Source organism: Solibacillus cecembensis (genome assembly GCF_050272495.1).
GTDB classification, from domain to species: domain Bacteria; phylum Bacillota; class Bacilli; order Bacillales_A; family Planococcaceae; genus Solibacillus; species Solibacillus cecembensis.
Map to the genome: position 1 here is coordinate 25,657 of NZ_JBNNMF010000002.1, position 24,660 is coordinate 50,316.

22 protein-coding genes are annotated in these 24,660 nt (G+C 32.9%); all 22 read right to left on the minus strand.

The genetic code is table 11. From position 1 onward, the window contains the following. Positions 1 to 228: 228 nt before the first annotated feature. The 22 genes from ACQKIH_RS02010 to ACQKIH_RS02115 all read right to left on the minus strand — a co-directional run bounded on the left by ACQKIH_RS02010 (position 229) and on the right by ACQKIH_RS02115 (position 24,546). The gene (locus tag ACQKIH_RS02010; RefSeq protein ID WP_427763149.1) at positions 229 to 2,064 is read right to left on the minus strand and encodes an SH3 domain-containing protein; all 1,836 of its coding nucleotides are present in this window, start codon (positions 2,062 to 2,064) and stop codon (positions 229 to 231) included. A gap of 888 nt (positions 2,065 to 2,952) precedes the next feature. Next, positions 2,953 to 4,644, minus strand: a complete 1,692-nt coding sequence (locus ACQKIH_RS02015) for a phospho-sugar mutase (RefSeq protein ID WP_427763150.1) — start codon at positions 4,642 to 4,644, stop codon at positions 2,953 to 2,955. Then, positions 4,644 to 5,930, minus strand: coding sequence for a glucose-6-phosphate isomerase (locus ACQKIH_RS02020; protein ID WP_427763151.1), 1,287 nt, complete (start codon positions 5,928 to 5,930; stop codon positions 4,644 to 4,646). The genes ACQKIH_RS02015 and ACQKIH_RS02020 overlap by 1 nt, the downstream gene beginning before the upstream one ends. A 94-nt stretch (positions 5,931 to 6,024) precedes the next feature. Beyond that, the gene (gene galE / locus ACQKIH_RS02025; protein ID WP_427763152.1) at positions 6,025 to 6,996 is read right to left on the minus strand and encodes a UDP-glucose 4-epimerase GalE; all 972 of its coding nucleotides are present in this window, start codon (positions 6,994 to 6,996) and stop codon (positions 6,025 to 6,027) included. Continuing rightward, on the minus strand, positions 6,993 to 7,877 hold the full coding sequence (gene galU / locus ACQKIH_RS02030) for a UTP--glucose-1-phosphate uridylyltransferase GalU (protein WP_427763154.1): 885 nt from the start codon (positions 7,875 to 7,877) through the stop codon (positions 6,993 to 6,995). The genes galE and galU overlap by 4 nt, the downstream gene beginning before the upstream one ends. 70 nt (positions 7,878 to 7,947) lie before the next feature. Continuing rightward, a complete protein-coding gene (locus ACQKIH_RS02035; protein ID WP_427763426.1) occupies positions 7,948 to 9,345 on the minus strand; it encodes an undecaprenyl-phosphate glucose phosphotransferase in 1,398 nt (465 codons plus the stop codon). A 45-nt stretch (positions 9,346 to 9,390) separates the two neighbouring features. Continuing rightward, positions 9,391 to 10,257, minus strand: coding sequence for a glycosyltransferase family 2 protein (locus ACQKIH_RS02040; protein ID WP_427763156.1), 867 nt, complete (start codon positions 10,255 to 10,257; stop codon positions 9,391 to 9,393). Positions 10,258 to 10,269: 12 nt separating this feature from the next. Beyond that, positions 10,270 to 11,229 carry a glycosyltransferase family 2 protein gene (locus ACQKIH_RS02045; RefSeq protein ID WP_427763157.1) on the minus strand — a complete coding sequence of 320 codons (960 nt, stop codon included), beginning with the start codon at positions 11,227 to 11,229 and terminating at the stop codon, positions 10,270 to 10,272. A 63-nt stretch (positions 11,230 to 11,292) separates the two neighbouring features. After that, positions 11,293 to 12,144: a dTDP-4-dehydrorhamnose reductase gene (gene rfbD, locus ACQKIH_RS02050; protein ID WP_427763159.1), complete on the minus strand. Its 852-nt coding sequence runs from the start codon at positions 12,142 to 12,144 to the stop codon at positions 11,293 to 11,295. Next, complete coding sequence (gene rfbB / locus ACQKIH_RS02055) at positions 12,144 to 13,154, minus strand: dTDP-glucose 4,6-dehydratase (RefSeq protein WP_427763161.1); 1,011 nt, start codon at positions 13,152 to 13,154, stop codon at positions 12,144 to 12,146. Before rfbB ends, rfbD begins: the two co-directional genes overlap by 1 nt. Positions 13,155 to 13,167: 13 nt before the next feature. Further along, the gene (gene rfbC / locus ACQKIH_RS02060; protein ID WP_427763162.1) at positions 13,168 to 13,725 is read right to left on the minus strand and encodes a dTDP-4-dehydrorhamnose 3,5-epimerase; all 558 of its coding nucleotides are present in this window, start codon (positions 13,723 to 13,725) and stop codon (positions 13,168 to 13,170) included. 21 nt (positions 13,726 to 13,746) lie between these two features. Then, complete coding sequence (gene rfbA, locus ACQKIH_RS02065; protein ID WP_427763163.1) at positions 13,747 to 14,616, minus strand: glucose-1-phosphate thymidylyltransferase RfbA; 870 nt, start codon at positions 14,614 to 14,616, stop codon at positions 13,747 to 13,749. 18 nt (positions 14,617 to 14,634) lie between these two features. Next, positions 14,635 to 14,985 carry a DMT family transporter gene (locus tag ACQKIH_RS02070; protein ID WP_427763165.1) on the minus strand — a complete coding sequence of 117 codons (351 nt, stop codon included), beginning with the start codon at positions 14,983 to 14,985 and terminating at the stop codon, positions 14,635 to 14,637. A 4-nt stretch (positions 14,986 to 14,989) separates the two neighbouring features. Continuing rightward, complete coding sequence (locus ACQKIH_RS02075) at positions 14,990 to 15,355, minus strand: DUF2304 domain-containing protein (RefSeq protein WP_427763166.1); 366 nt, start codon at positions 15,353 to 15,355, stop codon at positions 14,990 to 14,992. Between the two features lie 7 nt (positions 15,356 to 15,362). Then, entirely contained in the window at positions 15,363 to 16,067 is a 705-nt protein-coding gene (locus tag ACQKIH_RS02080) for a glycosyltransferase family 2 protein (RefSeq protein WP_427763168.1), read from the minus strand. 205 nt (positions 16,068 to 16,272) lie between these two features. Beyond that, complete coding sequence (locus ACQKIH_RS02085; RefSeq protein ID WP_427763170.1) at positions 16,273 to 18,060, minus strand: ArnT family glycosyltransferase; 1,788 nt, start codon at positions 18,058 to 18,060, stop codon at positions 16,273 to 16,275. 46 nt (positions 18,061 to 18,106) lie between these two features. Beyond that, on the minus strand, positions 18,107 to 19,156 hold the full coding sequence (locus ACQKIH_RS02090; RefSeq protein ID WP_427763172.1) for a hypothetical protein: 1,050 nt from the start codon (positions 19,154 to 19,156) through the stop codon (positions 18,107 to 18,109). Positions 19,157 to 19,218: 62 nt separating this feature from the next. After that, complete coding sequence (locus tag ACQKIH_RS02095) at positions 19,219 to 20,058, minus strand: glycosyltransferase family A protein (RefSeq protein ID WP_427763173.1); 840 nt, start codon at positions 20,056 to 20,058, stop codon at positions 19,219 to 19,221. 19 nt (positions 20,059 to 20,077) lie between these two features. Further along, positions 20,078 to 21,538, minus strand: a complete 1,461-nt coding sequence (locus ACQKIH_RS02100) for a hypothetical protein (RefSeq protein WP_427763174.1) — start codon at positions 21,536 to 21,538, stop codon at positions 20,078 to 20,080. A 14-nt stretch (positions 21,539 to 21,552) separates the two neighbouring features. Beyond that, complete coding sequence (locus ACQKIH_RS02105) at positions 21,553 to 22,455, minus strand: class I SAM-dependent methyltransferase (protein WP_427763176.1); 903 nt, start codon at positions 22,453 to 22,455, stop codon at positions 21,553 to 21,555. Between the two features lie 14 nt (positions 22,456 to 22,469). Next, positions 22,470 to 23,744, minus strand: a complete 1,275-nt coding sequence (locus ACQKIH_RS02110; RefSeq protein ID WP_427763178.1) for an ABC transporter ATP-binding protein — start codon at positions 23,742 to 23,744, stop codon at positions 22,470 to 22,472. After that, positions 23,734 to 24,546 carry an ABC transporter permease gene (locus ACQKIH_RS02115; protein ID WP_427763179.1) on the minus strand — a complete coding sequence of 271 codons (813 nt, stop codon included), beginning with the start codon at positions 24,544 to 24,546 and terminating at the stop codon, positions 23,734 to 23,736. The genes ACQKIH_RS02110 and ACQKIH_RS02115 overlap by 11 nt, the downstream gene beginning before the upstream one ends. Positions 24,547 to 24,660 lie beyond the last annotated feature (114 nt).

Genomic DNA, 24,660 nt, shown 5'->3' on the forward strand with positions numbered 1-24,660 from the left:
ACCATTATTTTTATATAGCCTAAATTACTATTGGCTTTTTTTGGGGAGCTGATAGTTCGAGTTTTGGAGTTTATTAGCTAATTTAATCCACCTACATTTTGATTAGCACCCATTCAATCCCAACTAAAAAAATCCCCACACATCTTCCTATGGTAGAAAGACGAGTGGGGGGTTCCCTTTTATTCAATTCACATATATCCGCGTACAAAAACAAATAAATCTCACCAATCAATTTTCACGTTTTTTACGATAAATATAGAAACCCGCCGAAGCAGCACCAATAAGCAAAACCAATCCAGCTGCTAATAATCCCCCTAAAATAGATGACCCTTGTGACTCGGCTGGTTCTCGCTTCATATCACTCTCTTTTTCAGTCACATTTTCTACAACAGGTGACTCTTGTTCCCCTGTTGCTACTTGCTGCTCAGCTACAAACTTTTGGACTATATCCAATGAATTTTCATACGTTTCATACTGATCCACATTCAAACCATCAATATACTCTACCGTATCGATATAAATCCATTTCACACCTGATTTAAATGGTAGGCGCTTCAAAAGGACATACCCTTCTTTTAACTTCTCCCCTGCAATTAGCATTTGCTCATTCGATTCAGAAATAGCGATATCAACAGGCACTTCATAATCCACATATTGCAATGCCTCATAGCCTGTTTTTAACGATTCAATGCCGACAAGCTGACGATAAGTGTACATTTTCGGAAGTTCTTCCAACTTTTCAACGGGAAATTCATACGTTTGCTCGTCCAAATGACGGAAATCAACTGAAGCCAAATTATTGAATTCCTCTGTATCAATTTTCACACCATAAAAATCATAAATGACCGCATCAATTGGCGTCCGCTCAAAATAATGCATCCCTTCTTGCGCAAACTCCACGTCACTTTTGGCGAAATAGTTCCCATCATAGCCAGCTAAACCATTGATGATGCCCTTTTCAACATTTTTCACGTAAGTCGCCGCATTGCGTTGGATCGCCTGATCATAAGGTACTTCTAATAGAAGGGACTGTGCTAATTTCACCTTCAATTCATCAAGTCCCACGACTCCCTCAAGCTGTTTTTTATCCGAAAGTACAGTTGACGCCAATTCCAAAATTTCCTGCTTCGTTCGCTCTACCTTAAATGAAAAATCAGTCGCTAAAGAGGCCGATTGATAATCATCGCTATAAATAATTTTGGCACCTTTCGCCTTTTCATAATAGGCAAATAACTCATCAAATTCCTTTTCTAATAAAGTCGTCGTTTTGCCATCACGAGATACGGAATAGTTGTCTTGATAAACCGTTTCACCAAATTCATTCGTCTCTTTGCCACCCGTATAATCTTTTGAAGCAACTTGCTCACGCGTTAGCGTTAGTTCCTCCACTATTTTATTACCCGACTGCACAATATAATACGAATTCAAATAGGTATTCGTCGCAATTTGAAATGAATTTTTCCCACCACTTGCCTCGTAATAATCGGTTTTCGCCTGGTCATTTAATTCAGCGAGCTTATACTTTTTTTCTGCGTTCTTTTGTGCATGATGGAATAAATAATGATCCGTTGTACTTTTTAAAACAGTTAGCCCATGCTTTAAATTCTTTTGATAAATGACTTTCTCGCCACTATAAATAGTCGCGACATACTGCCCTTTTGAAGGGCTCGCATCCGTCACAACATACAGATCCTCTACCCCGTCCTGCGTAAAATCCGCAACGAGTGCATAAATAAGGTCCACCGTTTTATCCAATTTCTTATAATATGTCGAATAAATCGGCAATAAATCTTGATTAAATGGTGTTAATGCTTCATTTTTCACCCAGCCAAGCCGACCCTTATAGTCAATTTTCGTCCAACTTGCCTCCTGACGAACAAGCGCTACACGCGTCCCCTGCTTTAAAGTCATGATTTTCATGCCATTCGCATCCGCGCTCGCCGTCATAACCGTCCCATCCTCAGGAACAATCGTGTAATACTTTATTTCTTCAGCCAATGTTCGCGGCACAAAACTAACGCTAAACAAAAAAAGTGCCAGCACTAGCATGACTAATTTCTTCATCTTATCCTTCAACTCATTTCTTCTATGTACGTACTTATAATTTTAACAAAAATCCACTAAGACGTGTGAGGAGAATTTTGGAACAGTACTACTTAAACTTCAACTATCGTATTTTTAATTTAAAATTTTTCGTGGATCAGGTACGTACTATTTTTTTACTTGTCATCGAATGATTAGTCCTTATATTTAAAACACCAAAAAGAGAAAACAATATATACACATACGATATACTAAAGGGTGAAATATGAGAGAGTAGGAAAAATTATACAGGCTATAATGGAACATTAGACAAATTGAAATTGAGTTGCCAAATTGCAATCGTCTTCAAGCATCCGATTTACGTCACAGTAAAAAATGGAAGACTCTACTACAGAACTATGCAACGGGTGAAATCATTTCTGGTGGGGAAACAATCGCTCAATTGAATTACCCAAATTTAATTCCCAATTTAATCAACAAAATTAAAGAGCTTTAACAAGAAGTTGAGCAATTAAAAATAGAGTATCTTTATAGCAACCGACTTCAGGAAAAAATTTATTAAACGGCACAGCGCTAGAGAATGCAACTAATGCTTTATTAGATCAATATTTGCAAAACGGAGAAATTAAATGACCTTTTTTGTATCTTTTCTTTTTATACCCTCTTCTAGATTCAAACTCCAATACATCAAATACCTTATATAAAAAACAAAAGCACTGCAGAAATTTTCATTCTACAATGCTTTTGGTAAAGTTACTAACTGCTTATCCCCACTTAGCGACTTTTTTTAATTTTGTTGTTGCCTTATACTCAATTCTAATAAGACCACTTACTTTATATTGTAATTTATTTGTAAAATCCCCACAATAAATAAATGAAATATCATAACATTCTATATTTTTCTGTTCATCAAAACGCCATTTTTAGCTCATCAATCAACTGTTGAGCGGATTCTAGGCTTGTCTGTTTAACTCCAACATAAAACTTACATTTCGGTTCTGTTCCAGAAGGACGAACGGTTACCCATGAGCCATCTTCTAAAATGAACTTCAACACATTTTCTTTAGGCAGCTGAATAGATTCCTTCGTACCATCAGTCATTGTTGCCATTCCAGTTAAATAATCCTCTACACGCGCGACAACAATGCCTGCAAACGCTTTTGGTGGATTCATACGATAATCATTTAAAATGTCCTTCATTTGCTCTTGACCATCTTTGCCTTCGAACGTTTTTGAAATTAACGCTTCTTGATAGTAACCAAATTGCTCGTATATATCATTTAACGCATGTAACAATGTTTTTCCTAAAGTCGCGTAATAGGCAGCCATTTCCGCTACTTTTAACGCCACTTGAACGGCATCTTTATCACGCGCAAATGTTTCGATTAAATAACCATAGCTTTCCTCATAACCAAATACATATGTATGAGATCCCGTCGCTTCGAATTCCGCAATTTTTTCTGCAATATATTTAAAACCTGTTAATGTATTAACTGTTTCAACATCAAAATGAGCGGCAATTGCTGTTCCTAGTTCTGAAGTTACAATGGTCTTTAACATCGCACCGTTTGTTGGTAACGTGCCATTCTCTTGCTTTGTTTTTAAAATATAATGTAGTAATAATGCGCCTAACTGATTGCCTGTTAACAGCTCATAATTATCACCATTACGAACGGCAACACCTAAACGATCGGCATCTGGGTCTGTTGCCAATAACAAATCGGCACCTACTTGCTTCCCTAGCTCAATTGCCATAGAAAACGCGGCAGCTTCCTCAGGATTTGGATAGGCTAACGTTGGGAATGCACCATCTTGCACCGCTTGCTCTGATACAAGATGTACCTCTTTAAAACCAAATTGCTGCAAACCTTCTACAACCGGCACTAAACCCGCGCCATGTAACGGTGTATACACAAGCTTCATATTATAATCAATCGCATCATTATTTTTCAATGTCAATAATTGCGCCATAAACTTCTCATCTAAATCTGTTAAAATCCACTGAAGTAAATTCATTTTCTCAAGCTGGTCTGTTTCTGCCACAGCAATATTAAAAATATCCTCAATTTCATTCATATGCTGGATAATCGCATTGGCCCCAGATGGAACAAGCTGTGCCCCATCCTCACCGTACACTTTAAAGCCATTGTACTGTTTCGGATTATGACTTGCGGTAATGACAACACCCGCATAAGCATTTAACTCACGCACCGTAAACGATAATTGCGGAGTAGGACGTGCTTCTTTATATACATAAGCTTTAATGCCATTTGCACCGAGCACACGAGCAGTTTCATAAGCAAATTCATGAGAAAAATGGCGTGTATCATAAGCAATAACGACTCCACGTTGTTTCGCCTCTTCACCGTTTGCAGCTATATACTGTGCTAATCCTTGTGCAACACGGCGAATCGTAAAAATATTCATGCGGTTTGTCCCCGCGCCTAGCACCCCACGCATGCCGCCCGTCCCAAATGATACATACTGGTAAAATCGGTCTTCAATTGCAGCTTCATCTAATACGATCAACTCCAACTCTTCCGCTAAATAATCTGGTAACGCTACTTCCTGCCACTGATAAAACAATTCTTTTACAACCATTATTTCGACACCTTCTCTTCTTGCAACAACTCTAGCATTTTACGTTTATATGCCTCGACACCAGGCTGATCAAATGGATTTACTTCAAGTAGGCAAGCACTCATCGCACAAGCTTTCATAAAGAAGTAAATTAAATACCCTAGATGATACGCATCAAGCTTAGGTAGCTCTAGCTGAATAACAGGTACGCCCCCCTCAGCATGTGCCAGTGCCGTCCCTTGTTTTGAAATGGCATTGATTTCATTAAATGTTCGATGCGATAAATAATTTAAACCATCCTCATTGCGTGGATCAAATGGCACCTTTAAATCCCCTTCAATTTCATGAAAGTGAAGCAATGTTTCAAATAAAATTGGCTTACCATCTTGAATAAATTGACCAATTGAATGTAAGTCCGTTGAAAAATTAACTGTGGATGGATAAAGACCTTTTTTCACTTTCCCTTCACTTTCACCAAACAGCTGCTTCCACCATTCATGGAACTTGTTTAAACCCGGTTCAAATGATGCAAGAAGCTCAATCGAATAACCTTCCTCATATAACATATGGCGCATGACCGCATATTTGTAAGCATCATTTTTCGATAAATCCGATTCAGCCAATTCCTCTGCACTACGTTTTGCCCCAGCCATTAATGCGCGGATATCAACACCCGCAACTGCTACAGGCAATAAACCAACAGGCGTCAACACCGAAAAACGTCCACCAACATCATTTGGAATGACAAATTGACGATAACCCGCTTCATCCGCAATGCCTTTTAAAATCCCTTTTTCAGCATCCGTCGTCACAATAATACGCTCCGTTGATTTGTCACCATAGCGCTCTTCCATATACAAACGCATCGTACGGAAAGCAAGAGCCGGCTCCATCGTACCACCCGACTTCGAAATAACATTGACATACACTTGCTTCGAATCTAAGTACGCCAGCAGCTCTTTAATATATGCCCCACTCATATTAAGTCCAACATACACAACCTCAATACCACTCTTAGCTAAACCAAAATAAGGCATCAATGCTTCTTGTATCGCACGCGCACCTAAAAAAGATCCACCAACCCCAACAACTACAAGCACATCCGCACAAGCACGAACTTCACTTGCCACACGCTCAATAGAAGCAAGCAGCGCATCATGGTCCTGTAATGGCGAATCCATCCATCCCGTTAACTCATATCGTGGCAATGTATCATGAATCGCCTGTACACGACTTTTATATTTTATAATATCACTATCAACTAGCGAACAATTTAGTAATGTTGTTTTTACTATTTCTGTAAGCACTATAACATCCTCGCTTTATAAGGCTAAATTTTATAAGTCTATTATGACATATAGAATAAAAGAAAACCAACTCGAGCTGTGTCGAGTTGGTTAATTAATAGCTTTGTTTAGAGTGCCAATTCCATGCACTTTTAACAATGCCTCCAATATCAATCAGTGTCTTCCAACCTAAATCCTTATAAATCTTCTCTGCATTTGCTACTAACTTTGCAGGATCACCAGCACGTCGTTCAACATAATTCACATTCGCTCGTTTTTCTGTAACACGCTCACATGTTTCAATAATCTCTTTTACAGAATAACCATTGCCATTCCCTAAATTGTAAGTTGCTATCTTTATAGTGCCATGCAACAAGCCTTCTAGAGCCAGTAAATGGGCTTTCGCTAAATCTGTTACATGAATATAATCACGAATACAAGTACCATCTGGGGTATCATAGTCTGTTCCGAATACTGAAATAGATTCTCTTTTACCTAATAATTGCTGCAAAATAATAGGTATAAGATGTGTTTCTGGATGATGACTTTCACCAATTTCAGCAGTTTCATAAGCACCTGCCGCATTAAAGTAGCGCAATACAACATAGTTCAATTGATAACTTTCAGCAAAATCAGCCAACATCTGTTCAATCATTAATTTAGAACGTCCATATGGATTGATTGGTAAAGTAGGTGTCTGTTCGTCAATCAAATCTACAGATGGCATACCATATGTAGCTGCTGTAGAAGAGAATACAAATTTATTAACATTATTTTCTTTCATAACCTTCAATAAATTCAAGGTTGCTACTACATTATTTTCATAGTATTTCATCGGGTCAAGTACTGACTCTCCTACTAAGCTAAATGCTGCAAAATGTAAAACCGCATCGATTTGAAATGTATTAAAAACATGTTGAACAGTAACCGAATCACCTAAATCACCTTGCACAAAATTAGCCTTTGAATCTACCGCCCAAAGATGTCCCGTGCTCAAATTATCCAGCACTACAACTTCTTGCGTTTTAACTAATTCTTTAACCAAATGGCTACCAATATAACCCGCTCCACCAACCACTAAAATCATAACGTTTCACCACTTAACTGTTTAGCCTTTTTTAAGATTAACGCTTTAACGCCTTCACTTAAATCATCTCGGTCAAGCGCAAAGTCAATCGTCGTTTCGATAAAGCCTAATTGCTCACCTACATCATAGCGACGCCCTTCAAACTCATACGCAAACACTCGTTGAATGCCATTTAAAGATTCAATTGCATCGGTAAGTTGAATTTCTCCACCTTTCCCTTTTTTCTTCTCGTCTAAGAAACGGAAAATTTCAGGTGTCAGTATATAACGTCCGATAATTGCATAATTTGATGGTGCATCCTCTAGTGTTGGCTTTTCTACGAATTGTGTTACTTGCATTAAACGTTCATTTGTATTAACAGGATCAATTACACCATAGCGATGTACATCTTCATCAGGCACTTCCTGCACACCGATGACACTAGAATATGTGTTATCGTACTGTGCCATTAACTGCGCTAGACAAGGTGTTTCGCTCTTCACAACATCATCACCTAAAAGAACAGCAAACGGCTCTTCACCAATAAATTTACGCGCACACCAAATCGCATGTCCAAGTCCAAGTGGTTCCTTTTGGCGAATATAGTGAATTTCTACATTTGCGGATTTTTGCACCTTTGCAAGCATTTCCAGCTTGCCATTTTCAATTAAGTTTGTCTCAAGCTCTAGTGCATTATCGAAGTGATCCTCAATTGCACGCTTCCCCTTACCCGTAACAATAATAATATCTTCAATACCAGATGCAATTGCTTCTTCGACGATATATTGAATTGTTGGCTTATCTACTATTGGAAGCATCTCTTTTGGCATTGCTTTTGTAGCTGGAAGAAAGCGTGTCCCTAGCCCTGCTGCTGGGATAATGGCTTTACGGATTTTTTTCATGACCGACCTCCTGAACATCTACATAAATTTACAAGTGTAATCTTAGAATCTGCTAACTTTATAAAATACTTTAGTAGGCGTTTTTATTAACAAATCCATTGAAAATCGTTTTAAAAATAATTTTAATATCAAACAATAATGTCCAATTTTCAATATATTGAATATCATGTTCAATTCGCTCTTCTATTGACGTATCTCCACGTAAACCGCATACTTGTGCCCAACCAGTAATCCCTGGTCGAACATGGTGCTTAATCATATATTTTGGTACTTCTTCTTTAAATTGATCCACGAAATATGGTCGCTCTGGTCTTGGGCCAACAACACTCATATCTCCCTTTAACACATTAAAAAATTGTGGAAATTCATCCAAACTTGTTTTTCTTAAGAATGTTCCAAACTTAGTTCTGCGCGGGTCATTTTCAACAGTCCATTGTGTATTTGATGCAGCTTCTGGCATATGCTTCATCGATCTAAATTTATACATATAAAATGTACGACGATTTAAACCAACACGCTCTTGTTTGAATAATACTGGTCCAGGAGATGTTAATTTTACCCCTATAACAATTGCCAGCATAATCGGAGATATTATCAAAATTGCCATCAGTGCAAATGCAATATCAAATGCTCGTTTTAATACTCGGTTTGTAAATTCATCTAATGGTATATCACGGACATTAATAATCGGTAAATCACCAAAACGTTCAAAATGCGGCGTTGCTGGTAAAATATCGTAAAAGTCTGGGACAATTGAAACCCGTACGCCCGCTTTTTCACAATCGAGAATAATTTGTTGGTATTTTGTAAAAGCCGTCAACGGTAGTGCAATGACCACCTCATCAATAACTCGTTCATCTAACACTTTCGGTAATTCTTTAATCTTCCCTAAAATTTGTGATTCGTTTTTACCTTTAACATTTATAAAATCATCTAAAAAGCCTAATACAGAAAGTCCATATTCCGGATGATTTTCTAAGTTACGCACATAAGTTTTCCCTATGGTTCCTGCACCTAAAATTAATACAAATTGTTGATTAAACCCTTTTCTTCTCATTTTTCGTAGCGTTTGTTTTAAAATAAAGCGATAAATTACAACCGCTATAATACCTATCACTAAATAAAACACTAAAAACAAACGTGAAATATCAATTGTTTTCACAAGAAATAACACACTTAATAGAGCAAACATACTAAATAAATGCACTTGAATAATTTTAGATGTTTCATAAGCAAACTTCATTTTCCTTTTAGGCACATACAACCCTATCATAAACCCAATTATTAAAAATGCTACAGAATATACAATGTTCCATATATAGTAATCTGCTATAGGTAAATACGAGCCTTGTTGTTCCTCAAAAACTTTAAATCGTAAAAACCAAGCAACTAAAAATGAAATTTGAATAAATAAAAAGTCTGTCGTCATATATAGCTGCGTTATAAAGCGCTCTTTTCCTCTTATCACTTTAATCACCTTGTATCTTTCATTCTTTTTATGAAAATAGTCTATTTATCGACCATGTTTCGCTAAATTACTAAGTGCCGATACACCTAATTTTAACCCAATTCCACAATAAACGATACCATTTATAATAAAAGGATATTTTCTTGCAAAATGTTTCTTATGAAATAAATACATGGCACGATGAAATTCATAGACAATTTTAAACGGCTTTTTTCTACTACTAGCACCTTTGTAATGAATAATGGATACAGTAGGATTATAGTAATTTTTCCAACCTGCTTCTTTTATACGGTAACACCAATCGATATCCTCACCATACATAAAAAATTCTTCATCTAACATTCCGACTTCATTAATCGCTTCACGTCGTATTAACATGAACGCTCCTACTAAACAATCAATTTCATGTATCGACTTCATATTTAAATACGATTGATGGTATGCGTTAAATTTTGGATTTCTCGGGAAAAACCTCGATAATTGGAGCATATAGTATAGTGATGCTGAAGGTGTTGGAAACCCACGATGACATGCCTTATCCAATGATCCATCAGGTAAATTAACTTCACAACCCGACGCACCTATCGCTTGATTTATATCCATAAATTGAAGCATAGTATTTAATGTATTTTCATTTACAATTGTATCCGAATTTAAAAGTAATACGTATCTCCCTGTGCTTTGCTCAATCGCCTGATTATTTGCTCTTGAAAAACCAACATTCTCTTTATTTTGGATTAACTCCACGTTCAGTGATGTTGCTATAATCTCTTCACATGAACCGTCTGTAGAAGCATTATCCACAACGAATATTTCATAAGTGAAGCCTATTTTCGAATTAATAACGGATTTTATACAATCCATTGTTAGCCTTTTTGTATTGTAATTTACAATGACAATGCTTAAATCCACCTTTTTCAATCCTTACCATATCCCTTTAAAAAAGGAATATATTTTTTTATTTGCAGCCATTTTATGATTTTGGATAAAAATACGTTTTTGTAGCATTTCTTTATAGTTGCCCTTAAATAATTTCCATGAACCTAATAATTCTCTTTCTTTTATAATCATATATATATGAACTATTAAATCATATAATAGAATAAACGGCGAATGTAGAAGTAAATAGCTTTTTTGATCATTTTTCATAATATAATAATAGCGATTAATAAACGATCTTTTACGCGTTACGATTGAGATATCTTTACGAGATGCATTATCTTTCCATCCTCTATCATGCTGAGCAACTGCATCATGTACAAAGTAAGCTGTCCAACCAGCTATTAGAGCCCTCCAGCTAACATCTACGTCCTCTTTATACGCAAAAAAACTTTCGTCAAAAAACTCTCCATCTATTGTGATTGAGTTTATCATTTCCCTTTTATAAATAGCTGCAGCACCTGAAACACCAAAAACAGAAGTTTGGTCATTATATTGGCCACTATCCACTTCGCCACTGCCACGATCAACCGCTCTTCTATTTTTTTTCATATTGATACCCGTGCTATCAATAATACGCGACGCCAAATTTCTATATAAAATACCTGTCGCTAATCCAACATCTTCCTTTTCGGAAATCGTTAATATAATATTTCGAATATAATCCTTATCTAAAATAATATCTGGATTTAACACCAATACATATTCTGAACTAGACTGTTTAAGCGCTTGGTTATGCCCTCCAGAAAACCCCGTGTTATTGCTATTTTTTATATAAGTAATTTCTTGATATTCACTTAAAATTCCTTCGATATTATCTGTGGAATTGTTGTCGACAATAATTATTTCATCTATCGGATATGACTGTGACATCACGGAGTCCAAGCAAGTTTTTATATATTTTGCACTATTATAAGTAACAATTTGTACTGTTATTTTCCCCATACTAACCCTCTATTCTATCCAATGGTACATTTGTATTATAACTTGATAAATAAAAATAACAATCTACAATAGATTGTTATTTTTATTTATATATTCATTTAAGGCTTCTTTCCAATGTCTTCTAGCACCAAAGCCATTCACTGATATCGCCATATCACTTAATACAGAATAATTTGGACGCTTAGCTGGTCGTGGGAATTGATCTGAATTCAATGGGTTCACCTTGATTTCTTTTCCAGCTAACTCGAAAATTGCTTTTGCAAATTCATACCAAGAACATGTACCACTATTCGTGCAATGATAAATCCCATATTTCTCAGTCTCTATTAATTGCAAAATAAATTCGGCTAAATCAACAGTATAGGTAGGCGATCCTACTTGATCATGTACAACACCAAGTTCATCCTTCTCTTCCGCTAATCGAAGCATCGTTTTAACAAAGTTCGGACCGTACTCGCCATAAACCCAAGCCGTTCGTACAATAAAGTATTTAGAGCTCAGCGTATTCGTCAAAAATTCACCGGCATATTTAGATTCACCATAAATTCCCAATGGCTCTACTTGAGCATACTCATTGTATGGAGAATTGGCTGTTCCATTAAATACATAATCCGTACTTACATAGCAAATTTTCGCACCAATTTTTTCTGCTGCAATAGCCAAGTTACGCTGACCATAAGCATTCACATTAAACGCCAAGTCCTTATTTGTTTCCGCACCGTCTACATTTGTATAGGCAGCTGCATTAATAATGACATCTGGTTGGATTTCATTTACAACTTCTGAAACTTGTTGAATATTTGTGATATCTAATTCTTGCTTAGTAAAAGCATATAGCTGATATGCGGTATTTTTTAGTTGTACTACAAGCTCTTGACCTAGCTGCCCATTCGCCCCAGTAACCATAATTTTCATTATAGTTTACCGTCATATTGTTGTTTATAATAATTTTGGTAGTCACCAGAAATAATATTTTCCCACCAAGATGTATTGTCTAAGTACCATTGTACTGTATCTTTTAAACCTGATTCAAAATTATACTTAGGCTTCCACCCTAATTCTGTTTCAAGCTTTGTTGGATCAATCGCATAACGACGGTCATGTCCTAAACGGTCCTCTACATATTGAATTAACGTTTCTGGTTTGTCTAATTGCTTCAAAATTTCTTTTACAACTTCAACGTTTGTTTTTTCATTATGACCGCCTACATTATATACTTCGCCGACTTTACCATCGTGCAATACTAAATCAATCGCACTGCAATGATCTTCAACATGTAGCCAATCTCGTACGTTTTTACCATCACCATATACAGGAAGTTGTTTATTGTTTAATGCATTAATAATCATTAAAGGAATAAGTTTTTCTGGGAAATGATATGGTCCGTAGTTATTTGAACAACGTGTAATATTCACGGGTAAACCAAATGTTTCGTGATAAGCAAGAACTAGCATATCCGCCCCTGCTTTACTTGCACTATATGGACTATTTGGCGCTAATGGTGTTGTTTCTGTAAAGTAACCTTCTTCACCTAACGAGCCATATACTTCATCCGTAGACACTTGCACGTATTTTTTCACATTATGCTTTTTAGCAGCATCTAATAATACTTGTGTCCCTTGAATATTCGTCGTAACAAAAATACCTGGATTTGTAATGCTTCGATCTACGTGTGATTCAGCTGCAAAGTTAATAACAGCTTCAACGTCATCGCCAATTAAACGATCCATCATTTCTGAATCAGTAATATCTGCCTTTACAAATTCATAATTAGATTTACCTTCAGATTCCTTCAGGTTTTCCAAGTTTCCTGCATATGTCAATGCATCTACATTGACAATGTGATAGCTTGGATATTTACGAATCATATAATTCACAAAATTACTACCAATAAAGCCAGCGCCGCCTGTAACTAAAATTTTCATTTGAGAAACTCCTTTATTTTGAAAACGTAAAATTATTATCAGCTTCTTCTAGATTTGGATGCTTGTTATCTTTATCAGATAAGATTGGATTAGTTGTTGGCCAATCGATATTTAATGCAGGATCATTCCAAGCAATACCACGATCATTTTCAGGTGAATAATAACTATCCACTTTATATTGCACTTCTGTATTTTTGACAATTGTACAAAAACCATGTGCAAATCCCTTTGGTACTAGTAATTGGTGTTTATTTTCTTCAGATAATATAAATCCTTGCCATTGACCATAAGTAGGCGAACCTTTGCGAATATCTACAATAACATCATAAATAGCCCCTCGAACAGCACGTATTAATTTTGTTTGTGCAGCCGGTTCTAATTGATAATGTAATCCACGTAAAGTTCCCGGTTCTACTGAAAGCGAATGATTATCTTGAATGAAATTATAACTTAAACCTAATTGCTCGAATACTTTAGCATTATAGCTTTCCATGAAAAATCCGCGATGATCGCCAAATGCTGTTGGTTCAAGTAAAAAAGCATTGTCAAAAATTGTTGCTATCTTTTGCATAATCTATTCTCCACCTTCTTGTCAATTACGATTAGCTAAATCGATTAAATATTGGCCATACGCATTTTTCTTCAGTGGCTCTGCTAATTTTAATAATTGAGATTGATTAATATAACCTTTACGGTAAGCAATTTCTTCTAAACAAGCGACTTTTAAGCTTTGACGACGCTCAATTGTTTCAATAAACATTGACGCCTCGAGTAAGGATTCATGTGTACCTGTATCTAACCAAGCAAATCCACGTCCTAAAAGCTCGACTTGAAGATTCCCCGACTCTAAATAAACCTTATTAACATCTGTAATTTCTAATTCTCCTCGTGGAGATGGTTGAATCGATTTCGCAATTTCTACTACACGATTATCATAGAAATATAGGCCCGTAACAGCATACGTAGACTTTGGTTGTGATGGTTTTTCTTCAATAGATATTGCTACACCATTTTCATCAAATTCAACTACACCAAAGCGTTCTGGGTCTTTAACATTGTAACCAAATACTGTTGCCCCATTATCTCGACTAGCTGCTCGCTCAAGCATTGTTGTAAATTTATGACCGTAGAAAATATTATCTCCTAAAATTAGTGCTACTGAATCCGTACCTATGAACTCTTCGCCAATAATGAACGCTTGTGCTAATCCATCTGGAGATTCTTGCACAGCATAAGATAAATTAATTCCAAGATCATCACCATCACCTAATAATAGTTCGAAACGGGGTGTATCTTCGGGTGTAGAAATAATTAAAATTTCCTTAATCCCTGCTAACATGAGTACTGATAGTGGATAATAAATCATTGGTTTATCATAAATTGGTAATAACTGTTTTGATACAGAGCGCGTAAGTGGATATAAACGTGTTCCACTACCGCCTGCTAAAATAATGCCTTTCATATGTCGTAAAATCTCCTTTTATCTTGTTACTAAAAATACTCCAAATAATATAACCGATACACCTACCCATCTTGTAATAGGGATAGCTTCTTTAAATATTATTAAAGCAACAAATAATGCAAGTATATACGCTACACTCTGTAGTGGGTAAATTAAACTAAACGGAAGCTTCGATAATAAATACAACCAAATAGCAGTTGCTATTACATATAATACCCCACCACCGATAATCCACGGTGATAAAATCACATTAATGATCGACTTAAATCCAGATAGTTCAATTTTTTCAATGCCTATTTTCCAAACAGTTTGTCCAATTACTAGTAACAAAACATTCGAAATAAATAAGATAGTGTTTATTAAGTTCATATAATCACTCTTTCTCTATGGTTTCTCTTAATGACTCAAACTCATTTTTTAAAATACCTAGTTCTTGAGAAAGATCTTTCATTTTATTTGAGGCTCTTGATAATGAAATTGTTAAACTAAATACTATCGCTAGTATTAAAAAAATACCTAGTAAAAATAATGCATTAGTAGGTGTCTCAATTGTTAGGAAATCTGCAATATTATAAACAATATTAGGAAAAACCGTAAATAATAATAATAATAATCCAAGTAAGAGCCATAATAGTGCATATTTCAAGTCTAATTTATATCGTGTAATCATTCTTACTAATTGAAAAATAGCTACTATGGTTATGAATAGTAGTATTAATTGTAATTTAACTGAAATCATATCTCACCTATAAAGATTCTTTTCTTATTTTGTCAAAAAATATGGCTAATGAAACTTTAATCATATAATAAATTGAACGGTGGAAATTTATCGATGATGTTCCACCTTCTCTTTCGTTCATAACAACAGGTACTTCCGATACAGAAAAGCCTTTTCTTTTTATATACATAATTGATTCTGGCTCTGGATAATCTCGTGGGTAATTCATCGCAAATGTCTGAATTAATTTTTTATTACAGGCTCTAAATCCCGAAGTTGGGTCTGTAATTTTTAGTCCAGAAAGTGAATTTATTAAAAATTTTAAATATCGAATGCCTACTCTTCTTAATGTCGATGACTGAAACCCATTATGTTCAATATATCTTGAACCTATAACCATATCTGAGTTACCTTTTACAATTGGTTCTATTAATTTCTCAAGGAACTCTGGATTATGTTGCCCATCTCCATCGACTTGTATAGCTATATCATAATTATTTAGACTAGCGAATTTATATCCTGTTTGTACAGCTCCGCCTATACCTAAATTGCATGGTAAATCAATTACATTAACACCTAGTTTTTTACAAATATAAGAAGTCATATCTGAGGATTGATCATTTACTACTAGAATGTCTACATTATTTCGAAATTCAACTTTCCTAATATTTTTAATAAGCTTACTAATGTTATCTTCTTCATTAAAAGCAGGTATAATAACTAATATATTCATCTATAATTCTCCCATACTAGTATTAAAATTTTATAGCCTTGAGTTAATACCATAATACCTATTTTTTTATGTCTCTTTTTTATTGTTAGGATTTCCTATCAATCATATGATTAAAATTATGAATTTAACTCACCCTAGTGATTATCTTTAAAAATCTAAAAGGTTAACACTCTTTAAATCAAAAAAATTGCATTGTAAATAAATCTTACTCATTTGGATTTATATATTTAGTGATTATAATTTCATCAAAAATAAAAGATCCACCTCTAAAGTTTACAGGTACTATCATTAAATCACTAACATCGCCTTCTACAAAAATAGTTTGTTTACTTTCAAATAAATTAGTTGGAAATCTATAAACTTTACTTTCCGAAAAATCAGAGTCATTGTTAGTCTTCCAATATACAGTCATATAATCATAAATATATCCACCCTTAGACTTGATTTCTACTTTTGTTACGGAATCATTTTTAGTTGTCAAAATCCCACCAAGCCTAATTAAAGTAGGATCACTGACTATGTTTTTAAATTTATTCGATTCAATAGACTCTGCATTTTCAATGGTTAGATTTTCTGAATCTAAATTATACTTCTGCAAAATAACCTCTTCTTTTTTTTCAATTTCAGCTATAGAAATTTCAGCATATTTTTGCAACCTAAATTCAGACATCTCTTCTTCTATATTAAAAGAAAAATAATAAACGCTATATGTCATTATTAATGAAAATAATAATGAAAATATTAAATAAGATCGTCTAAATAAACGCTCTATCAATTTATAATCCATTATATTTATTGGGGACATATTCTTTTTTTCTATTAAAAACTGTAGCATATAACCAAATAGAATTATTACAATCGAAATAGATGGCCATACATATCTTGGAAGTCCGTGATAAGGTAAATTCATTATAGTGAAAATAATCGGGATTGTAGTTAAATAAAGGATTTCCTTCTTACATTTCATAATAACCACAGGTAATAATATTAAAGTAGGAACAACAATTACTAGCTGTATAATCATAAAAGGTCTTAACCCTTGGAATGGATGTACTAGATACTCGTCCCAAATATCTGCCCACATATATTGGAAAAACCCAAATATACGCCATTTATAAAATAAAAACTCATTGACATTAATTGATGTACTCAGAAGTTCATTTAATGTTTGATTTCCTACTTCAAAAATACCGATAAAGTACGGTAACGCACCCCAAACTTTTGGATTATCCCCTGCCTCAGAAAATAACACGAATTTTTCCAATAAAATATAATTTCTTATCCACCAAGGTAGTTGTATAACAACAAAAGTGAGCATCACTAATACAAGTTTCTTAAATAACTCTTTAATATTGGCTTTATGATAAATTAACATGAATAAAATACTCATAATCAATATAGGGAACCCATGTGCTCTTACAAAAATTGACAAGCTAATGAAAGTTGTAAATAATAATAGATCCTTTGTTTTTTTATCTTTTAAATATCTAATAAAATAATAGATATGCCCGAGTAATAATAGTGTAAATAAATGCTCTGATAACATTTTCGCTGTATTATAATTGAACCCAGGATATAGCGTTACTAATAATAAAACAATAATTATATAAGGTTTTCTTAGGCCTACTAATTTCGAAATTTTATAAATTAATAACATAGATAGCATACTAATAATGATATTTGCCATTCGCACTATTTGCTGATTTTCACCAAAGACTTTGTAAATTAATCCTATGAAAAATGGATAGCCAGGTTGAATAGCTGAGGATGGAACAACAGCTGATTCTCCCCTATTAATCGCACCATCCCTATCGCTAGTTAAAACTCCATGTTCAACTATATTTGCACCAGCATAATGATAAACATTTTCATCACTGAAAAGTTCCAAATTAGAATCAAAATAATAAATTCTTACAAAAAGTGCAAATATAAATATAGTAATAATTAAAACATTATTTAAATTAAAATACTTTTTATTTTTTATTTTCTCCAACTTATCTCGTCCCTTAAAATAATTTATATAAGGATACTTCATACCATTATTTTAAATTTTTTTTTATTTTATTCACTACTACCCTTAATCCTTCTTTTTTATATACACTAACGACCTTAGTTAAATTATTTTTAAAGTCTTTAGATGGAATTGCTTTGTCAGTTAAAATATTTTCAAAATATCCGTTAGAATGCTTAAAAGGATTGTCTGTATTAAACATAATGTCATGATTTTTTCTATATTTAACTCTCAAAATATCTTCTATTTTTTCTCCATTTTCATAAAAATCATATGCCCATTTGGTTTTTGAAACTTTATCTGAGTTATTAGCATCATGTAGTTCAGCATACTCAGCATATAAAGTCTTAAAGGGATGCGGACCTTCTGGTAACCAATCGTTCATACATTTTTCAGCAGTCCTTCCGTATCCAGAGAAATGTATAAATCTTAATGGGTCACCTTTAATTAAGATTTCTCCATTATCATTAGTCATTCCACAATCTAATAATGACCAAGGTGCAAAATTATATCCTCTATGTTTAAATATTTCAACATCAAAGAAACTTGGAGCTAAATCAATCCACTTTTGATCCGTAAAAACGCCATTTTCTTTGTCATCATAACAAAACAGATATAATCGCTCTGCCCACCAATTAATAAACCTTTTAGCTTCATCAAATGATTTATTTACAGCTAAGAATCCTAGATTATACACACCATGTGCGGTACTTGAAAGTTCCATATCGATATTACCTGGTTGCAAAAGGTGAGGACATAAAACGATAGGCCTTGTCTTAAGAACTTCTTTTAGCTCAATAAAATCTGAGTAAACATAAATATCTGGATCTAAATAAACAAAATCTGATTCCTCGGGGAATTTTTCAAATAAATAATTAAAGAAGTTCCCTTTTACAGAAGTTGATGCCTCTACAATAGAATGTTTAAAAATAAATTGGTCAAAATTCCCATTCCAAGTATCTTTCGCTAATACTACATCGTCAAAGTATTCATAATCAGCTAAACTTGTATGCTCTTTTTCTAAAAAACAAACAATAAATTTTGCATCTGGAATATTATTTTTTACAGATTTCGCCAAAGTTCTGGTCTTGTGCAAATAGTTTGCGCATATTGAAGTGAAAATTATCATATTTTAGTACCTTACCTTATTAATATTTTTTTAACGAATTTTTTTATTACATTAATTTTCTTAACTTTATTAATTACAGGTCCAAAGTCAGTCAGCTTTTTATTAATGTAAATTTGCTCAATTAACGAGTCTCTTAATATCATGGCATATTCTTTATAATACTTCTCATAGAGTTTTGGATGATTTAAATATAGAGTTTTATATGTATCTTTTACTATACTAGAATTATCACTGAACTTTGTTGTTCTTGAAACCTTTTTAATGCGATAAAAGAAATAGACTTCTTTTAATTGGATTACTTCTCTATTTAACTCTAAAATAGATAACCAAAAATCATAATCTTCCATACCATGGATTAAATTTTCGTTAAATCCACCTACTCTTTCCCAATCTTTTTTTCTAAACATTGATGTTACAAAAATTATATTATCTAATAACATACTCTCAAAAGTATATTCGGGTAAATCCCATCTTCCCTTTTGTTCTCCAAATAGTTCTGCGAAACAATAAACAATCCCAACATCTGAATTTGTTTCTAATTGATTTACACATTCCTCTATATAAACCGAATGAATTTTATCATCTGCATCTACTGGTAAAATATATTTACCAGTAGATACTTTTATCCCAAAATTTCTTGCTGCTGAAGGACCAATATTCTTAGTGTTTAAAACTTTAATTAATGGGTTGGAGATATTACCCAATATAGTGTTAGTCTTTTCATCAGTTGAGCCATCATTAATAATTATTAATTCAATATTTTTATACGTTTGATTTAAAACCGATGCTATACTTTCCTCAATAAATTCTCCATCATTATAGCATGGCATTATTACAGTGACTTTACACATCCTAATCTCTCCATGATCACTAAATTTTCACTAATTTTAATTTTTTCAATATCTTCCAAGCTCTAGAAGATTTAATTTCATTAATTATCCCTTCTTTTTCTTGAACTATACTACTTAATTGCTTGATATTGATTTCTTTTTTTTGTATATCATCACTTAATTGATTATTTAACTTTGATAATTCTTTTATTTCATTTTCCGATTGTTGGTCCTTATTTGATAAATCTCCAATTGCTATATCCAACTGTTGATTTTTCTTAATTAACTCTGTTATTACATTTTTTAAATCTCTTTTTTCATTATTTTGATTATTAAAGACCGTACCTAGTTCATTTTCTATATTTTTATTATATGATAATTCTATTCTAATTTGTTTCTTGCCGCTTTCACTTAAAAGTGGATGTTTTAAAAATAGCTGCGGATCATTAGAACCACATATAATTGATTTATTATAGTTTTCCTTATCAATAATTATTGAATCTAAAATTGAGAATACTGCTTCAAATATATTAAACTTCTTCTCATTAACTATTACTATTCCATTAAGTTCTATTATACAAATAAATGATGCTGGGTCTAATCTTAATATATTCAATGGTTTATCTGGTAAATCAAATTCTATTATTTGTTTTTGATTTTCTGTTAATAAATCTACTTTGATTGAACTTTTTTCATTAAAAATAGAATCACTCGACCAGAATAATTGAATATACTGATTTTCATCAAATGAAATATGATTATTTGTATTTTTATAAACAGAGATTTCGTTTAAATAATTTTCGAATAATCTTGACTTATGACCTATATATGAAGTGAAATTCTTTTCCATTTTATCAAAACTAATTAAAATCTCTTTAGTTACACCCATTTCTAAAAATAACTCTTCTATAGCTAATAAAAACTTGGCTGGTAATTCATATTTAGAAGTAAATCCACTAATACTTCTGTAAAAGATATAATTCAATGGAATAGGGAACTTGAAAACCCACTCATAATCAATTACAGTTACACTATGGTCATTATCTAATATAATATTATCGAAATTAGAATCAATATTAGAAATTTTTAGAGAGCGACTCCCTTTAAAATCATAGCCTTCGCCAAAAACCTTTCCGAATGCAGCTGTCATTTCAAATTCGCTTTTTTCTTCTTTTTCAAATAATCCTATAAACCAATTGATTTTATCTTTAAAATTTTCAATATCGTTATTATGAACATCAGCTAATAATGTTGAATCAAAACTTTTTCCTTTAACAAAAGGGAAAATTACTTTTCCCTTTTCTAAAGTTGGCTTAGCCAAATGGAATGTTGAATTTTTTAGTAATTCATAATTTTCATAAATATTAACAATATGATTATTTGCGAATTTTGTATATGGTTCTTTTTTTACTAATTTAACCCCATTTTCTTCATAAATAATCGTTTTAATTTGATAATTAATCTCGCGATTTACACTATAACGAACACTTAAAACATTCAAGTTATTAGCTCCTTTCATTCACATACAAATAAAAATGAATTAGCAAAAAATCTAAATTCATTGTTAGAAACTACTGAATCAGAAACTCTATCTTCATCAAATAATTCAATTCTATGCTGATCAAAATTGTGAATTAAATTTCTTAATTCTCCGACTTTTGGTAACCTTTTGTCAGAAAATATTTGGAAAGGTAATTTATAATCTGGAATTGGGTAATAATTATCAATCTTCTTGAACCCCACTTCATTTAAAATAGTAGTTAATTCATTTTTAGAAAATGTACGAACTCTTTCATTTTCAAAATAGCCTTCAATAGATTCAAAAAATTGACCTGTGTGATCTTCACGGGCCCCTGACCAATATTTCAAACCAAATCTATTTTCAATTGCTATAAATAATTTACCATTTTCATTTAACAAACTTTTAACATACGTTAGTAATTCATGGAAAGGTTGATTTGAATTAGAAAAAGCTGGAGCATACTCTAATACACCAATCAATGTAATATAATCAAACTTATGTTCAAATTTAATTTTCTTAAAATCACCTACAATGATTTCAATATTATTGAATTTTTTATTTCGATTAGCATTAATTAAAGATCTTTTCTTTGATAATTCTACACAAGTTACTTTTCCGACCTTCTCAGCTAAAGTTCCTGTAATTGCTCCGCAGCCTGCCCCAATTTCTAATACACTACTTTCCCTATTGAAAGGGTACCATTCTATGATATTCCCTCTATGTTTAGACAAATGGTATAAAATAGGCCATCTATTATCGCTTTCTATAACCTTATCGAATTCTACATTTTCAGTTACAATTTTCAAAAGTTCATCTTCAATATCGCCATCGCTATACAAGTCTGCTCCACTATAATATTCTAAATCCAATTTCAAATTCCCAATTTTTCGAATCATAAACTCACCTATTCCTACTTAGTAGTCATTTCAATATTTGCGTTTAAATCAAAATATCCTACTGTATTTTTGGATGAAATCACTTGGAAAGCTACAACATCATACAATCTGTGATATACAACAAATTCCCCTTTATCAAATCCAGTGCATCCTAATGCTAATAAATAATTCGCACCTTGCAAATTCATTTTAAATTCGAAATTTATTTCTATAATCTGACCTGCCAAAATATCGCCAGTAAATATATTATCAACCATTGTATTTGTACCTGTAATCTCCGTACCTTTTAAATCTTTTATTGTAAATGCAAAAATAGGGGATTGTATTGACTTATTGAATCTTACTTTCAATCTAATAGAGCATATACTACCTTTAGTAATCGTCGATGTTAATTGATCAGTTTCATCAAAAATCCCAAAGTCAATGATTCCAGCATCTCCATTCCCGTATTCAAGTAAATCATCGTTAATTCTATAAAATTCTTTCCATTTCTCATTAGTGTCATCAATTATATTTTTACAATCTTGTACTTCTTGTGGTTTATGTAAATTTACAACCACTTTTTTATATAAATCAACAGCCTCTTTCGCAGGATATATTCCTAACGATTGTCCTTGATTCAAAACAAGAACATTATCACAGTATTTTATTACACTTCCTAAATCATGCGTAACCAATAATATTGTTCGTCCTTGTTTTTTAAATTCATCAATTTTTTTATAACATTTCATTTGAAATATCATGTCACCTACAGCCAATGCTTCATCGACAATTAATATATCTGCATCAACATTAATTGCCACTGCAAAAGCCAATCGAACATACATTCCGCTCGAATAAGTTTTTACTGGTTGGTCAATAAAATCGCCAATATCTGCGAATTGCTCAATTTCAGCAAATCTTAGATCCATTTCTTCTTTCGAAACCCCTAAAATAGAACCATTCAAATATACATTTTCTCGACCTGTATATTCTGGATTAAATCCACTCCCTAATTCTAATAAGGCTGCGACACGACCATTTACTATTACTTCACCCTCAGTTGGAGTTAAAGTATCTGCTAGCATTTGTAATAGTGTACTTTTACCTGAACCATTTTGACCTACTATACCGAAAGTTTGACCTTGTTTTACATCGAAACTAATATCATTTAGTGCATTAAACTCTCGATAATATTTTTTTCCACCAAAAGATAAGCTTTGTTTCAAACGATCTACCGGCTTTTCATATATTTGATATCTTTTAGATATTTTTTTTACGCTAATTGCAATATTATTATTAAAGGACATCTGCAAAACCCTTTCTTGTCTTTTTAAACCAAATGTAGCCTAATACAGCAATAATTAAACCTATTAGTGTTCCAATAATTAACCAATCCCAATGTGGCAATTTCCCCCAAATAATAGCACTTCTCATATCCTCAACAACATAAGTGACTGGATTTAAAGAATAAACAAATTGGAAACTCTCTGGGATTGAAGATCTAGAATAAAAAATGGGGCTCATAAACATTAATGCAGGAATCACTATTCCTACAATTTGTCCAACATCTCTAATATAAACCCCTAAAGAGGCTAGAAACCATGCTAACCCTAAAGAAACTAACATCAACGGTAATAGTATTATTGGAAATAGTAACGCAGTCCAATAAAATGTACCTGTAAGCATTAACATCGCTAATAAAAGTATTAAGTAACTTATCAATGCTTGAAATAATGCAGATCCCAAAGCAACTATTGGGAGTATTTCTAATGGGAATACTACCTTTTTAACATAATTACTATTGGCAATTATCAAACTCGGTGCTCTCGATACTACTTCAGAGAATATGTTAAAAACTAATAAGCCCGTAAATAGAATTAATGCAAATTCCACTTTACTTGTTTCTTCATCCGTTCCCCATCTAGCTTGAAAGATAACACTAAATACAAACGTATAAATAGCTAACATCATTATCGGTGTAACAAACGACCATACTATTCCTAAATACGATCCTTTGTATCGGTTCGATATTTCTCGTCTTGTAAATTGAATAATTAAAGATTTTTGAGCAAATAAATATTTTATTTGTGACTTAATCGAACTTATCATTTTTCATACTCCTTAATAATCTTTCAAAATGCTGAAACATATTATTTTACATGGGTAGACAATTTAACGTTCTACCCATGCTTAATACTATTAAAATTAATTTAAAACGAAATT

What these genes read in the sequence shown, in the direction of transcription:
- ACQKIH_RS02010 (WP_427763149.1), bottom strand. Translation starts at nt 2,064, where the DNA reads ATGAAGAAATTAGTCATGCTAGTGCTGGCACTTTTTTTGTTTAGCGTT.
- ACQKIH_RS02015 (WP_427763150.1), bottom strand. Translation starts at nt 4,644, where the DNA reads ATGGTTGTAAAAGAATTGTTTTATCAGTGGCAGGAAGTAGCGTTACCA.
- galE (WP_427763152.1), bottom strand. Translation starts at nt 6,996, where the DNA reads ATGATTTTAGTGGTTGGTGGAGCGGGTTATATTGGTAGCCATTTGGTT.
- galU (WP_427763154.1), bottom strand. Translation starts at nt 7,877, where the DNA reads ATGAAAAAAATCCGTAAAGCCATTATCCCAGCAGCAGGGCTAGGGACA.
- ACQKIH_RS02045 (WP_427763157.1), bottom strand. Translation starts at nt 11,229, where the DNA reads ATGGGGAAAATAACAGTACAAATTGTTACTTATAATAGTGCAAAATAT.
- rfbD (WP_427763159.1), bottom strand. Translation starts at nt 12,144, where the DNA reads ATGAAAATTATGGTTACTGGGGCGAATGGGCAGCTAGGTCAAGAGCTT.
- rfbB (WP_427763161.1), bottom strand. Translation starts at nt 13,154, where the DNA reads ATGAAAATTTTAGTTACAGGCGGCGCTGGCTTTATTGGTAGTAATTTT.
- rfbC (WP_427763162.1), bottom strand. Translation starts at nt 13,725, where the DNA reads ATGCAAAAGATAGCAACAATTTTTGACAATGCTTTTTTACTTGAACCA.
- rfbA (WP_427763163.1), bottom strand. Translation starts at nt 14,616, where the DNA reads ATGAAAGGCATTATTTTAGCAGGCGGTAGTGGAACACGTTTATATCCA.
- ACQKIH_RS02070 (WP_427763165.1), bottom strand. Translation starts at nt 14,985, where the DNA reads ATGAACTTAATAAACACTATCTTATTTATTTCGAATGTTTTGTTACTA.
- ACQKIH_RS02075 (WP_427763166.1), bottom strand. Translation starts at nt 15,355, where the DNA reads ATGATTTCAGTTAAATTACAATTAATACTACTATTCATAACCATAGTA.
- ACQKIH_RS02080 (WP_427763168.1), bottom strand. Translation starts at nt 16,067, where the DNA reads ATGAATATATTAGTTATTATACCTGCTTTTAATGAAGAAGATAACATT.
- ACQKIH_RS02095 (WP_427763173.1), bottom strand. Translation starts at nt 20,058, where the DNA reads ATGTGTAAAGTCACTGTAATAATGCCATGCTATAATGATGGAGAATTT.
- ACQKIH_RS02105 (WP_427763176.1), bottom strand. Translation starts at nt 22,455, where the DNA reads ATGATTCGAAAAATTGGGAATTTGAAATTGGATTTAGAATATTATAGT.
- ACQKIH_RS02110 (WP_427763178.1), bottom strand. Translation starts at nt 23,744, where the DNA reads ATGTCCTTTAATAATAATATTGCAATTAGCGTAAAAAAAATATCTAAA.
- ACQKIH_RS02115 (WP_427763179.1), bottom strand. Translation starts at nt 24,546, where the DNA reads ATGATAAGTTCGATTAAGTCACAAATAAAATATTTATTTGCTCAAAAA.